The following is a 12,447-nucleotide window of genomic DNA, read 5'->3' as shown; positions in this document are numbered from 1 at the left end:
GGGGCCCCCCCGGCTCGTGCTCTTGCCTGCGTCCCTAGTAGGTACGATCGGCCAGGACCTCGGCCGCTTCATCCTGGGTGAAGGCGGCGTCTTCAACGACGATGCGCTTCTCTACAGATTCGCCGGCTACTACCTTCTTGGCGATTTCTGCCAAATCCTCACCTAGCAGCGGGTTGCATTCGACGATGTAGTTGATCTTGCCGTCAACCAATGCCTGCATGCCGTCCTTGACCGCATCAATGGTGACAATCTTGATGTCCTCGCCTGGCTTCTTGCCGGCTGCCTCGATGGCTTCAATGGCGCCCAAGCCCATGTCGTCGTTATGGGCGAAGACCAAATCGATATCGTCATGGGAGTTCAGGAAACCTTCCATGACCTGCTTGCCGCCTGCACGGGTGAAGTCACCGGTCTGCGAGTCGATAATCTCGATGTCCGTGCCCTCAATGGCCTTCCCGAAGCCTTCCTTGCGGTCGATGGCCGGTGCTGAGCCGGTGGTTCCCTGCAGTTCGACAACTTTCAGGTCCTTGTCCAGATTCTCCACAACCCAATCTCCGGCCCGCTGTCCTTCTTCAATGAAGTCGGAGCCGATGAACGAGGCAAAGAGCGTGTCATCGGTGGTGTCAACGGCGCGGTCGGTGAGGATCACGGGGATGTTGGCGCTCTTGGCTTCTTGCAGCACAGCATCCCAGCCCGTTTCTACCACTGGGGAAAAGGCCAGGACGTCAACGCCTTGCGCGATGTACGAACGCAGAGCCTGGATCTGATTCTCCTGCTTCTGCTGGGCATCAGAGAAGCTGAGCTTGAAGCCGTTTTCTTCGGTCAGGGTGTCTTGGATGTCCTTGGTATTTGCCGCGCGCCACCCGGACTCGGCGCCAACCTGCGAGAAACCGATGGTAATGGTCTCAGAACCCGAACCTCCTCCTTCGCTGCCACTGGAATCCGAGCCGGCGCATGCGCTCATGGCTGCCATAGCTGCGATGCTGAGCGTTGCCAAGCCAGTGCGCAAAAAGGTCTGTCGTTTCATCGTGAGTTCCTCCTCGTGGGTCCCCGCCGGATAATGGTGGAGTGAATGGTCTCCGGCACCAGAACAATGTGTCGATGGTCACAATGTTAGCGCTAACAATTTAGGGTGTGAAGAGCCTTCCGGCTTTTGATTTCTTTTTCCATTGCCAACGGGTGACGGTTTTCAATCTAAATCGATATCCGACTAGGTAAAAAGGAATCAATGAGAGAAGGGAAATTATCCGGATTTAATCAATTGTTTGTTCGTCAGCTGGGCAATTCGGCACAAATATCCCTGAATTCTTGTCCTGCTTGACGGTGCGCCTCATGTAAGGATGCAGTGTGCGAAACTGGGCATGTGGATGCACAAATTATTTACACGATCATCGCCGGGCTGCTGCTAGTCGTATCGGCATTGGGCACCATCTTCCCGGTGCTGCCCGGCTCGTTGCTGACGATCGGCACGCTTTTGGGCTGGGGCTGGCTGCTGGGTTCCGGTGCTTCCTGGTGGGCGGCCGGCCTGGGCATGGCGATCGCCTTGCTGGGCTGGTCCGCCTCTGCGATCCTGACCGGCAAGAAACTCAAGGAACATCAAATCCCCAAAGGTTCCATTCTCTTTGCGGTCGTGGGTGCCATCGCCGGTGCTTTCCTCATTCCCGTGATCGGCATGTTCGTCGGTTTCGCAGTGGGCCTATTCGCCGGTGAAAGCGTGCGCCGGCGCGAAGTCTCCGGCGCACTCGGCTCATCCTGGGCTGCGTTGAAGGCCATGGGCCTGGGCATCGTCGTGGAATTCGGCTGCGTGCTGCTGGCCTCCTCCATTTGGGTCATCGGCCTGATTACCCACTTCGTCACGCGCTAGATCCAGCCCATCTCGCGGGCGTAGCGCGCGGCCTCGATGCGGTTGGCAGTGCTGGTTTTGCCGATCGCATTGGACAGGTGGTTGCGCACAGTTCCCACCGAGAGGTGCACCGCCGAGGCAATCTGCGATACCGGCGAGCCGGAGGCGGCCAGTGAAAGGATCTCGCGCTCACGCCCGGTCAGCGGGTTGCTGCGGCTCTCCACGCTGAGCATGGCACGCTGCGGATCCACTACCTTGTCCCCGCAATAGACCCTGCGGATGGCGGCAATCAGCTCGGCCGGCGGAGAATCCTTGACCAGGAAGCCGTGCGCTCCGGCTTCGAAGGCCTGGCGGAAATATCCGGGACGGTCAAAGGTGGTCAGGATCAGCACCTTCACCTCGGCGTGGCTGGCCTTGAGTTCTGCTGCAGTGCGCAGCCCGTCGTGCCGCGGCATCTGCACATCCAGCAACGCGATGTCGGCAGGGTGCGCATCCAGTGCGGCGGCGACCTCGTCACCATCGGCGCATTGCGCAACAACCTGGATATCTTCTTCGAGGTTCAGCAAGGCTGCCAGCGCGCCCCGGACCAGGTGCTGGTCATCGGCGATGAGTATCCGGATCACGCTGCACTCCCCTCTGCCTCGAAGGCCACTTGCACGCTGGTTCCGCCCAGCCGCGATGCCCCTACTGTACAACTGGCACCGAATTGCTTGGCGCGTTCCTGCATTCCCCGGATGCCGTGGCCTGGCGTGCTGGCTTGCAGGCCATCCCCGTCGTCATCGACGCTGACTTTTCCGGGTTCCAGATGCAGCACGATGGTGCTGGCGTGCGCGTGGCGCAGCACATTGGTGACCGCTTCGCGCAGGATCCATGCCACATGCGAACGCAGCTGCATCGGGACTTGCTCGGCGGTTCCTGCCACCGTGAATTCGAGGTTGTTGTCGTCGCACGCCTGCTGCAGCTCGGCCAGTTCCCCGGCCAGGTCCTGGCGGCTGAGCCCCTGCACCGTCGTGCGCACGGAGTCCAGCGCGTCCACGGCCAGGGCGCTGAGTTGTTCCAGTTCTCCGCGGGCCTGGGCGTACTGTTCCTGGTCCATCAGGCGCAGGGCCAGCTGCGCCTTCAAATTCAATGCGGTCAGCGAATGCCCGATGCCATCATGCACGTCCCTGGCCACGCGCTCCTGCTCGGCGACCAGCAGGTAGTCGCTGCGGATCTTTTCTGCTGCGGCCGAGCGCCGAATGGCGGCCACGGTAATCGCGTACACCACCATCAGCACGAGGTTCAGGCCGATCAGGAAGATCGCGTCCATGAACTGCCCGTAGACGATCGGCAGCGCGAAGCTGAGCACCAGCACCGCGGCGTAGGCCGCGATGGCCCACTTCCTGCTGAGCAAGAAGATCGCGAAGGAGGTGATGAAGGGGAAGAGCCCCATGGTGGTCAACCCGATGACCGGGATGCCCAGGGCGATAATCGCGCAGAGGACCAGGAAGTTCGCATGCGCCCTGCGAGCGCTGGTTCCGCCTTGCCCGATATTCTGGGAGAACTTGGCGTAGGACTGCAGGTAGACGGCGGCGAAGAGGGCGATCAGCGCCAGGCCGATGATCCGGGTGGGCAGCGAGTAGTCTTCCACGAGAAGGTCCAGCACCGGGAAGACCAGGAAAATCACCCAGACGCCGGCGACCAGCCAACCTCGGCGATCCCAGAATTTCTGGTCCTCGTCGATCTCGCAGAGCGGATCGCTCGCCGGCGCGGCGCCGGGCAGGCTGCGGCTCACTGGCGTGCCTTGGCCTTCCTGGTGGCGAGTACCGCGAAGAGAACGAAGATGAGTGCCCATGCCACAAGGTTAGCGGTTGGGATCCATAACGCATCCGGCGCCATTTCGATTCCGGCAGGCATGTCCTTGAGCAACGGGTAGCGGGCCAGGGCTACGTAGCCGTACATCGGGGTGAAGCGCGCCGCGTCGAGCATGCCTCCTTCCAGGGGCATGAAGACGTTGCCGAAGAAGGCGAAGAACACCATCAGGCCCGAGGCCAGGCCCAGAGCCGATTCGGATTTGAACATCATGCCAACCCCGATGCCATAGCAGGCGAAGACCATGGCGCCGAGCAGGATGATCAGGTAGCTCGCTCCCCAGATCCACCCTTCTTGCACTTCGGCTCCAGTCGCGGCGCCCAGGGCGAAGACTACTGCTGCCGAGGCACCGGCTACGGTGGCCGCGACGATCATCTTGCTGCTGACGAACATGGCCGGCGGCATTTTGGTCAAGGCAATTTGCCTGCCCCAGCCCTGCATGGTTTCGGTGGCCACGGTCCCGGCGATTGCCACAGTGCTGACCGCCGCCCCGTAGGCTGCCATGGAAATCATCAGATAGAACTTCACGTTGCCGGCGCCCAGCTCGAACTCGGTGTAGCTGGGGATGTTGCCGAACAGGATGTACATGGCGGCGGGCAGCAGCAGGGCGAAGATCAGGTTGTACCCATCGCGGAAGTGCCGCGCGAATTCCACGCGGATGTAGGTGCTCATCATGATGCGTCCTTGGTCAGCTGGATGAAGGCCTCTTCCAGGCTCGGTGAGGAAATTTCCAGGTCGTAGCCCTGGTAGTCGGCGAGTAAAGCGGCCACGAAGCGGTCGGAATCGGCGCTGTGGAAAGCGAAGCGCAATCCGTTGCGTTCGGCCACCTGCACCGAATTATCAAAAACCCCGGCTCGTTCGGCATGCTCCGCCGAGGGGAAGGAAGCGCTGACGGTGCGTCCGGAGATGAGCTTGCGCAGCTCTTCGGTGGCGCCGTCGGCAACAATGCGGCCTTGGCTCATCAGCACAGTGCGTTCTGCGAAGTTCTGGGCTTCTTCCAGATAGTGCGTGGCGAAAATGACGGTGCGCCCTTCGGTAGCTTCTTCTCGCATCGTGGCCCAGAAATCCCGGCGGGCCATCACGTCCATTCCGGCAGTTGGCTCATCGAGGATCAGTACATCCGGGTCGGGCAGCAGAGCCAAAGCGAACTTGATGCGCTGCTGCTCGCCGCCAGAGCATTTGCCCACGCGCCGCTTGGCGATCTTATCCAGCCCCGTGCGTTCCATGACCGGACCAATGCGATCTGCTTGCTCATGCATGTGGGCGATGACTGACACCGTTTCCTTGACGGTCATATCGCGCAGCAACCCACCGGTTTGCAAGACGGCAGAGACCCGCCCAGCGGAGATGGCTTGGCGCGGATCCAAGCCGAGGATTTCCACCGACCCTCCGGTGGGTTGGGTCAGGCCCAGGATCATGTCCACGGTTGTCGTCTTGCCAGCTCCATTGGGTCCCAGGAAGGCCACGATCTGTCCGGTCTGGATCTGCAGGTCAATGCCCTTGACTGCTTCAACTTTGCTGCGCGGCGTTGAGAAGGTCTTCTTCAAGCCGCGGAGCGAAACGGCATTCGTTCTAATCAGCGTTTCCATGCTTCTTAGTCTTCCCCCTTTGCCGGGTGTGCAGAAGAGCAGAAAGTCATGCGTTGCCCATGACCGTTGTCATGGACCGAATCCAGGTGGCTCGATGCAACCTCGCCGACTTTTACGTCGAATCCCGCTGTGAGCTTGGCAACTTGCCGCTTCCCAATGTTCCCCCGGCTCTCGTTGCTGGCCCCGTGAAAAGCCATGATCACTACGGGTCAACGAACAACTTGGAGATTTTCGCCCTTGTGGCCGGGTTGTCCCCCACCAGAGATTACGGATGGCACTCTGGGAAACTCACAGCGTACTCACGTAGGATTTTTGCTGTGCTAGATCATTCTTCGTTTCTTTCCCTTGTGACCGATTATGCGGCTCCAACCATGGGCGCGGCTTTCCTGCCCGACTGGTTGAACCCAGTCGTCTTCCTGAACAACCCCGCGCTTGGCCCATGGGTCTTGCTGCTGGTTTGCGCCATTGTCTTCGCCGAGACCGGCTTGCTGGTGGGCTTCTTCCTGCCAGGCGACTCGATGCTCTTCACCGTTGGCATGCTCATTGCCACCGGCACCATCCAGATTCCGTTGTGGCTCTTCGCCGCCGCGATCTTTGTCTGCGCCTTCGCAGGTGACCAGACCGGCTACATCATTGGCAAGAAATCCGGACCTGCCATCTTCAAGAAACCGGATTCCCGCTTCTTCTCGCAGAAGAACGTTGAGCGAGCCCACGAGTTCTTCGAGAAGTTCGGCGGCCGCGCGGTGATCCTGGCACGCTTCGTTCCAGTGGTCCGCACCTTCGTCCCAGTAATCGCTGGCGTAGCGAAGATGAACCACAAGACCTTCATCCTCTACAACCTGATCGGTGCCGCCCTGTGGGGAATCGGCGTCACATTGCTGGGTTATTGGCTGGGCCAATTCACCTGGATCGAAGAGAACATCGACCTGATCTTCATCCTGATCGTCCTCATCTCGGTGATCCCTATCGGTGTTGAACTGCTCAAGGCCCGCAAGCCGAAGAGCAAGACCCCGGAAAACTGATCTTCAAGCACTTCGGCGGCGGAACTGACCGCCGCCCCACTGTACGCCGCGGCGCATCAACCAATGTCCACATGGTTGAATTGTGCCGCGGCGTACTCCTTTGCAGACAAGATTTTCGTCATTATCCACGGCTTGAATCGCTTCACGCGTGATCGGGCGGATGGCATTGGCCAGCACTTCACAGTCGCAGAATCCGCCCAGCAGCTGCATTTTCCGGTCAATCGCGGTAGCTCGCGGAGCGCTCGCATCGCGATAAGACAAGAGGAAGAGATTGGTCCCGTCGCATCCTTGCGCGCAGACCGCACGATACAAATAGCACGCAAGGCATTCATGTTCTACAGGTTCGAGTACTGCAGGCATTGGTGGCTCCTTGAAACAGTGGATGGCAGTAACGAAGCGTTACTGCCATCCACTGTCCATTTTGAAGCGCCGCGCGCAGCGCATTGCTCACCCGATGTGGAAAACTAGCTCCCTGCCAAGCTCTGCCGGAGGAAAGCCGCAACGCGTTCCAGCGCTTCTGCCACACGCTCATATCCGGCCGCGAAGGACAAGCGGATAAACAGGTGGCCTTCGAATGGATCAAAATCGCCGCCAGGGGTCAGCGCCACATGCGCATGCTCCAAAACCGCTTGGCAGTACTTGCCCGCAGAACCGAAATGCTCCAAGACTTCGGGGGCCAACCGGCCGTAGAGGTAGAAAGCCCCATCGGCGGGAGCTGCCTCGCTGATGCCCAAGCTGCTGAAGTGCTCCAACACGTGGGCTCGGGTGCGGGCGAACTCGGCCACGCGCTCATTGGCTTCATCGAGGCTCTGCTGTTCAAAGGCAGCTACCACCGCGCGCTGTGCTGGCGCTGGAGCGCACAAGGCGAGGTTCGAAGCCAGTGCGTCCACCGTTGGCACTAGCTCATCGGGCACGATCATCCAGCCCAGGCGCCAGCCAGTCATCCCCCAGTATTTGGAGAAGGATGAGACAACAATGGACGAGGGGGAGAACTCCCACGAGGTGTGTGCCTTGCGGTCTGGGACGAATTCAATGCCGTGATAGATTTCATCGCTAATCAGCCGCACATCATTGGCCTCGCACCAGGTGGCCAAGTCCGAGAGCTCGCCGGCGCTGAACATGGTTCCGGTGGGATTATTCGGCGACGCGACAACCAGCCCGTCAAGGCGTCCATGCTCGTTCTTGGCCGCCTCAAGCAGCTGCACGGTGGGCTGGTAACGCTGCGCTGCACCGGTGGGCAAGTCGACAACTTCCAGCCCGAGGGCACGCAGAATATTGGCGTAGGCCGGGTAGCCGGGACGGGCCAGCGCCACCACGTCTCCGGCATCGAAGGCTGCCAAGAACGAAAGCTGGAATGCACCGGATGAACCAGTGGTCATCACGAAGTTCTTTGCGGGGATCTGTAAGCCATAGGTATCGAGGTAGTGCTTCGATAAGGCCTGTCGGGTTTCGAGCAGTCCCGCAGTTGAGGTGTACCCGAAGTCGGCATGCTCGGCATGCAGCTTCGCGGCCAGGTCATTCACGGCCGCTGGAGCACCGCCGCCAGGTTCTCCCACGCACAACGAGATCACGTCGTGGCCGGAGGTCCGCATCGTGGCGACCTGATCAACAATTTGCATCACTTCAAAGGGAGCTACCTTGGAACGCTGGGAGGCTTGCACTGTTTGTCCTTCTTTTCGCAGGCGTGGAAAACCGAAGCGCCCTCGCTTTGGTCTTCTCAGCTATCTGCTTCAAGGCTATCGGCTCCAGCTTGGTATTAGTGCGCGAGACAGCCGGTGAGCAGGCTCACCGACCCAGTTCACCCTTCGTTTGCCTCATATCCACCCTTGGGGCACGCGCCCCGGGCATCCTCAAGGTACCCGCCTTTTGCAGGCGACACCTCGCACAGGAGAACGCACTATGAACAACAAGCCCCTCTCGGCCGCACTTGCCGCCGCTGTATTGATCCCGTTGGTCTTGGCGCCGGCAGCCAGCGCCGCTGCTCTGCCAGGAACCGCTGCTTCCGCGCTTCCAGCGGTAACGGCCTAGTCCCCAGAACCGGGTTTCCGCGTACTGCCCTACCTCCAAGCTCCTGCTGCCACGTCGATGACCATCAACTGGATCAGCGAAACCGATGAGCCGGGCACGATAAGCCTCTCGGGACCGGGACTGGGAAAGTCCGGGAAGCAGAGCAGCGCACCACAGTACCTGGATCTCATGGAATACACCCGGGCCGAACTTGATCAGCAGATCGAGGGCTTGGAACAGGGCTCGTGGTTGAAGTCGAATTCGAACTACAAGCACTCGGTGACCTTCCAGGGCCTGCTGCCCGGAAAGTCCTACAACTACACCGTGACCCAATCAGGAGAAACCCACAGCGCGGCTTTCAAAACAGCTCCCAAGGTCGGGGCGTGGAAAAACGTGCGCATCATTGCGTTCTCAGATTCTGAAACCGAACCACGCGGTCGCACCGAACACCGCGAGTGGGAGCTCTCCCCGGTCAACGGCTACACCGCAGATTCCATCCAGCGTCCGGGCGCGGGGTCCAAATGGGACCAGCAGTTCGGCATGACCACCCGCAACGGCGAACCGACCCTGCGCTACCCGCTGGACCAGTCCACCGCATTCAACGAGAACCTCAAGCACATCGAAGCTGCCGATCCGGACCTGGTCATGATGGCAGGCGATCTCACCCAGGGTTCGGGATACCAGCCGGCGTGGGATGAGTTCTTCGGCCATGTGGCCGGCGAGCATTCGGACTTGGCCTCCAGCGTTCCGCTGCTTCCAGCTTTGGGCAATTGGGAAACCTATGCGGCGCTGAACGGCGGCTACGGCACGGAAACCGACCGCACCCCCGCGGTCATCTCACACAACCGCTTCCTGGATTACTTCTCCTTGCCGCAGGACCCCGAGCACCCCGAGTACAAGGGCTCGTACTACCGGGTGGATCATGGACCGGTGACCGTGCTGACTCTGGATTCCACCAACGGCCGTCCGGACGAGGACACCAGGGCCGGACAGCTCTCCGGAGAGAAGTTCTCTGGCGATGATACGAATATGGCCGCAGGGAATCTGTCCACCGACACCCAGGGCGAGTTCACCTTCGAATCCTATGTCCAGGGATTCAAGGACCTGTTCCCCGGCGCTACCGCGCAAGACTTTGACCTTCCCAACATGGATGCCGCCTCTGCGCAGTGGAATTGGGCCGAAAAACAACTAGCCGACGCCCGCGCCAACGGCCAGATTGTGCTGGTCCAGTTCCACCACTCGGCCTACTCCAACGGCGTGCACGGCACCCCACCGAACCACGAGCACCCTGACAATTAGTCGGGCACCGCGATGCGCGCCTACACCCCGATGTTCGAGGAGCATGGCGTGGCAGCGGTCATCTCCGGCCACGATGAAATGTTCGAGCGTTCCTGGGTGGACGAGGATGGGGATGCCCGCGGCTTCCACTCGTATGATGTCGGTGTAGCCGCCGATGGCTTGCGCGGCGAGAAGCTGGTGCAGAATGCCGAAGGCAAGTACGAGCCGCTGCGTTTCAACTCGCACTCGCAGTGGTCAGCTCCTGCCGACGAGCCAGAGACCTGGGCCAAGGATGAGGACGGCGTTCCGCAGCTGGTCTCCGGCGGACTGCACTACGGGCACCTGCAGATCGATATCGCCAATACCGCGAAAGGCGCAGAACTGACCTTGACCCCGGTTCACATTTTCCCCCAGCAGGATTCGGAATACCAGTTGGGAAAGACCGAGCGACGCGCCTATGACGACGTCGTGAGCTTCGCAGTAGGCAAGGATGGCGTGCCGCTGGCGAAGTAGTGCCCACGGCAGCGACGACTTGTCGCCACGGCTGCACGTAGTGGAGTATTGAAGCAGACGGCAAGACGCTGGTCAGAGCATCGTAGAGAGTAAGGCAGCAGATGAGTGAGCAACGCGTTTTCAAGGCAGTAGTCGGCAAGGAAGGCGGCTGGTGGAACATCTGGGTTCCGGAATTGGACCATGTGACGTCCACCCGGAAATCACGCAAGATCGCCCTTTACACCCGCTCACTGATCGCTGCGGTTCTGGGGATTGACGAGTCTTCCTTCCGCGTGGAACGAGAAGTGGTCAGCGCCGAAGAATTCGAACGCCGCTACACCGAAGCCGTGCGCAAAGCCAACGCCTGAGTTGGTATTGGCCGCCGTTTCCCCTACCCGGGCAAACGGCGGCCTTTTGCTATTTGCCCGTCTTTTCCAGTTCGCGTTCCTTGACCGGGTGACGGGAAAGGATCGAAATCCGGTTGAAGGCGTTCATGGCGGCGGCAATCCATTGGATGGCTGCCACTTGCTCCACGCTGAGCACCAGACGGGCCGATGCCACCGCGGCGATACGCTCTTCTGGCTTGGGCAGGTCGGTAGCGGCTTCAGCGATGGCTAGTGCTGCGCATTCTTCTTCGCTAAACAGGCCGCCGCATTCATCCCATGTGCTCAGCAGGTTGATGCGTTGCAGGCTCTCCCCTGCGTCCAGTGCCTTGCGGGCATGCAGGTCCAGGCAGTAGGCACATCCATTGATCTGCGAGACGCGCAGGTTCACCAGCTCGGCGGTGCGGTCGCTGATTCCGGCTGCGCGGTAGGACTTGGCGACATCTTTGGAAAATCTGCCAATCGAGTTCCATAGCTCTGGATTGGTCTTATCAAGGAAAAGCGGGTCTGAAACGGCCATATCAGAACCATACATGCAGTCGTAGACCTCCTGCACGAAGAGGGGTCGTTAACGCACCGTGGAGAGCAGCGAAAGCTGGTCTCCACGGTAAATGCTACTTGTCGCCGTCGGCTGCGAGCTGGCCGCAGGCGCCGTCGATTTCCTTGCCTCGGGTATCGCGCAGCGTGGTTGGCACGCCGAGCTCATCGAGGCGGCGAACGAACTTGGAGGTGATATCCGGTTCGCTGCGGGTCCAAATGGAGCCCGGCACCGGGTTCAGCGGAATCGGGTTCACGTGCACCCAGCCGCGGCCGCGCGCGTTCAGCTTCTTGGCCAGCATTTCTGCACGCCATTCGTGGTCGTTCATGTCCTTGATCAGCGCGTACTCGATGGAGACACGGCGACCGGTCTTCACGTAGTAGTCGTACGCGGCATCCAGTGCCTCGTCGACCTTCCAGCGCGAGTTGACCGGGATCAGCTCGTCGCGCAGCTCATCATCGGGCGCATGCAGCGACAGCGCGAAGGTGACCTGGACATTCTCCTCGGTCAGCTTGCGGATCGCCGGAACCAGGCCAACGGTGGAGACGGTGATGCCGCGGGCGGCCATACCCAAGCCCTCGGGGGCATCGGCGACCATGCGGTGCACGGCGTTCATCACGCGCTTGTAGTTGGCCAGCGGCTCGCCCATACCCATGAACACGATGTTGCCCACGCGCTCCTCGGGGTGCTGGCGTCCGCCCAGTCCGCCTTCGGCGATCACGCGGTTGGCCTGGACGATCTGGTCCAGGATTTCAGCGGTGGACATGTTGCGGGTCAAGCCCGCCTGGCCGGTGGCGCAGAACGGGCAGTTCATGCCGCAGCCGCACTGCGAGGAAATGCACAGGGTGATGCGGCCCGGGTAGCGCATCAGCACGGACTCGACCAGCGAGCCGTCGAACAGGCGCCAGAGGAACTTGATGGTCTTGCCATCATCGGTTTCCAGGCGCTTGACCTCGGTGAGCAGCTTCGGGAACATGGCCTCGGCCAGTTCCGCACGGCGCTCCTTGGGAAGATCGCTCATCTTCTCCGGGTCGGTGGTGTAGTGCTGGAAGTAGTGCACGGAGAGCTGCTTGGCGCGGAAGGCCGGCAGTCCCAGTTCCTTCAGCTTGGCCTGGCGCTCGGCCAGGGACAGATCAGCCAGGTGCGTTGGCGGCTGGGAAACGCGGCGCTTGGTGGCGAACTGCAGCTCTGGACGACCATCGGCACCCATCTCCTGCTTCCAGCCTTCGGCGGTTGGAACGACCTGGGCGCGGCCTTCGGCTTCGGCTCGGGACTTGGAGATGCGCATCTGCTGGGCGCGCTGGGCCGCGGCCTGCTCATTGCGCAGTGCCTTGCGTTCTTCAGCGGAAAGTGGGGTGGAATCGATGGAAGTCATTGCTACCTATTGTTTCATGTATCCGCGAGTATTTGGCGGTGAGTTTGGGCACGCGAAAACAGTCCCGGGGGG

General features: G+C 60.8%; 15 protein-coding genes. 6 read left to right on the top strand and 9 right to left on the bottom strand.

Annotation, left to right across the window (positions count from 1 at the left end):
* Window positions 1–34 precede the first annotated feature (34 nt).
* On the bottom strand, window positions 35–1,024 hold the full coding sequence (locus ACNPN0_RS09900; protein ID WP_105656171.1) for an ABC transporter substrate-binding protein: 990 nt from the start codon (window positions 1,022–1,024) through the stop codon (window positions 35–37).
* Between the two features lie 336 nt (window positions 1,025–1,360).
* Here ACNPN0_RS09900 and ACNPN0_RS09895 point away from each other — a divergent pair, with 336 nt between their 5' ends.
* The gene (locus tag ACNPN0_RS09895; protein WP_208294262.1) at window positions 1,361–1,861 is read left to right on the top strand and encodes a DUF456 domain-containing protein; all 501 of its coding nucleotides are present in this window, start codon (window positions 1,361–1,363) and stop codon (window positions 1,859–1,861) included.
* Here ACNPN0_RS09895 and ACNPN0_RS09890 read toward each other — a convergent pair.
* From ACNPN0_RS09890 to ACNPN0_RS09875, 4 genes are read right to left on the bottom strand one after another with little or no spacing between them, the layout of a single operon-like run.
* On the bottom strand, window positions 1,858–2,463 hold the full coding sequence (locus tag ACNPN0_RS09890; RefSeq protein WP_448937783.1) for a response regulator: 606 nt from the start codon (window positions 2,461–2,463) through the stop codon (window positions 1,858–1,860). The two genes, ACNPN0_RS09895 and ACNPN0_RS09890, sit on opposite strands and share 4 nt — an antisense overlap.
* Window positions 2,460–3,614: a sensor histidine kinase gene (locus tag ACNPN0_RS09885; RefSeq protein WP_448938891.1), complete on the bottom strand. Its 1,155-nt coding sequence runs from the start codon at window positions 3,612–3,614 to the stop codon at window positions 2,460–2,462. Before ACNPN0_RS09885 ends, ACNPN0_RS09890 begins: the two co-directional genes overlap by 4 nt.
* Window positions 3,611–4,366 carry an ABC transporter permease gene (locus ACNPN0_RS09880; protein ID WP_400341319.1) on the bottom strand — a complete coding sequence of 252 codons (756 nt, stop codon included), beginning with the start codon at window positions 4,364–4,366 and terminating at the stop codon, window positions 3,611–3,613. Before ACNPN0_RS09880 ends, ACNPN0_RS09885 begins: the two co-directional genes overlap by 4 nt.
* Window positions 4,363–5,280, bottom strand: a complete 918-nt coding sequence (locus tag ACNPN0_RS09875; protein ID WP_448937785.1) for an ABC transporter ATP-binding protein — start codon at window positions 5,278–5,280, stop codon at window positions 4,363–4,365. The genes ACNPN0_RS09880 and ACNPN0_RS09875 overlap by 4 nt, the downstream gene beginning before the upstream one ends.
* A gap of 347 nt (window positions 5,281–5,627) precedes the next feature.
* Between ACNPN0_RS09875 and ACNPN0_RS09870 the strand changes: the two genes are divergently transcribed.
* Window positions 5,628–6,302, top strand: coding sequence for a DedA family protein (locus ACNPN0_RS09870; protein WP_365942750.1), 675 nt, complete (start codon window positions 5,628–5,630; stop codon window positions 6,300–6,302).
* Window positions 6,303–6,305: 3 nt separating this feature from the next.
* On the opposite strand, the gene ACNPN0_RS09865 is transcribed toward ACNPN0_RS09870, so the two are convergent.
* A complete protein-coding gene (locus tag ACNPN0_RS09865; RefSeq protein ID WP_448937786.1) occupies window positions 6,306–6,662 on the bottom strand; it encodes a DUF2695 domain-containing protein in 357 nt (118 codons plus the stop codon).
* 104 nt (window positions 6,663–6,766) lie between these two features.
* Window positions 6,767–7,963, bottom strand: a complete 1,197-nt coding sequence (locus ACNPN0_RS09860) for a pyridoxal phosphate-dependent aminotransferase (protein WP_448937787.1) — start codon at window positions 7,961–7,963, stop codon at window positions 6,767–6,769.
* Between the two features lie 238 nt (window positions 7,964–8,201).
* On the opposite strand from ACNPN0_RS09860, the gene ACNPN0_RS09855 reads away from it, so the two are divergent.
* From ACNPN0_RS09855 to ACNPN0_RS09840, 4 genes are all read left to right on the top strand, one after another.
* Entirely contained in the window at window positions 8,202–8,330 is a 129-nt protein-coding gene (locus tag ACNPN0_RS09855) for a hypothetical protein (RefSeq protein ID WP_286134044.1), read from the top strand.
* A 24-nt stretch (window positions 8,331–8,354) separates the two neighbouring features.
* A complete protein-coding gene (locus ACNPN0_RS09850; protein WP_448937905.1) occupies window positions 8,355–9,608 on the top strand; it encodes a metallophosphoesterase family protein in 1,254 nt (417 codons plus the stop codon).
* Window positions 9,609–9,620: 12 nt separating this feature from the next.
* Window positions 9,621–10,100, top strand: a complete 480-nt coding sequence (locus ACNPN0_RS09845) for a hypothetical protein (RefSeq protein WP_448937788.1) — start codon at window positions 9,621–9,623, stop codon at window positions 10,098–10,100.
* Window positions 10,101–10,201: 101 nt separating this feature from the next.
* Window positions 10,202–10,447 carry a hypothetical protein gene (locus ACNPN0_RS09840; RefSeq protein WP_105656161.1) on the top strand — a complete coding sequence of 82 codons (246 nt, stop codon included), beginning with the start codon at window positions 10,202–10,204 and terminating at the stop codon, window positions 10,445–10,447.
* 49 nt (window positions 10,448–10,496) lie between these two features.
* On the opposite strand, the gene ACNPN0_RS09835 is transcribed toward ACNPN0_RS09840, so the two are convergent.
* Window positions 10,497–10,982: a carboxymuconolactone decarboxylase family protein gene (locus tag ACNPN0_RS09835; protein WP_365942754.1), complete on the bottom strand. Its 486-nt coding sequence runs from the start codon at window positions 10,980–10,982 to the stop codon at window positions 10,497–10,499.
* A 94-nt stretch (window positions 10,983–11,076) separates the two neighbouring features.
* Window positions 11,077–12,288, bottom strand: a complete 1,212-nt coding sequence (gene rlmN, locus ACNPN0_RS09830) for a 23S rRNA (adenine(2503)-C(2))-methyltransferase RlmN (RefSeq protein WP_166650787.1) — start codon at window positions 12,286–12,288, stop codon at window positions 11,077–11,079.
* Window positions 12,289–12,447: the final 159 nt, after the last annotated feature.

The sequence above is a fragment of the Glutamicibacter sp. AGC84 genome (genome assembly GCF_053543575.1).
Note: the sequence above shows the minus strand (reverse complement) of the source record. Positions and strands in the feature narration are given on the sequence as shown.

Excerpts from the sequence above, each read along its gene's own strand:
- ACNPN0_RS09855 (WP_286134044.1), top strand. The coding sequence starts at position 8,202 with ATGAACAACAAGCCCCTCTCGGCCGCACTTGCCGCCGCTGTATTGATC.
- rlmN (WP_166650787.1), bottom strand. The coding sequence starts at position 12,288 with ATGCGCATCTCCAAGTCCCGAGCCGAAGCCGAAGGCCGCGCCCAGGTC.
- ACNPN0_RS09865 (WP_448937786.1), bottom strand. The coding sequence starts at position 6,662 with ATGCCTGCAGTACTCGAACCTGTAGAACATGAATGCCTTGCGTGCTAT.
- ACNPN0_RS09875 (WP_448937785.1), bottom strand. The coding sequence starts at position 5,280 with ATGGAAACGCTGATTAGAACGAATGCCGTTTCGCTCCGCGGCTTGAAG.
- ACNPN0_RS09845 (WP_448937788.1), top strand. The coding sequence starts at position 9,621 with ATGCGCGCCTACACCCCGATGTTCGAGGAGCATGGCGTGGCAGCGGTC.
- ACNPN0_RS09840 (WP_105656161.1), top strand. The coding sequence starts at position 10,202 with ATGAGTGAGCAACGCGTTTTCAAGGCAGTAGTCGGCAAGGAAGGCGGC.
- ACNPN0_RS09835 (WP_365942754.1), bottom strand. The coding sequence starts at position 10,982 with ATGGCCGTTTCAGACCCGCTTTTCCTTGATAAGACCAATCCAGAGCTA.
- ACNPN0_RS09900 (WP_105656171.1), bottom strand. The coding sequence starts at position 1,024 with ATGAAACGACAGACCTTTTTGCGCACTGGCTTGGCAACGCTCAGCATC.
- ACNPN0_RS09880 (WP_400341319.1), bottom strand. The coding sequence starts at position 4,366 with ATGATGAGCACCTACATCCGCGTGGAATTCGCGCGGCACTTCCGCGAT.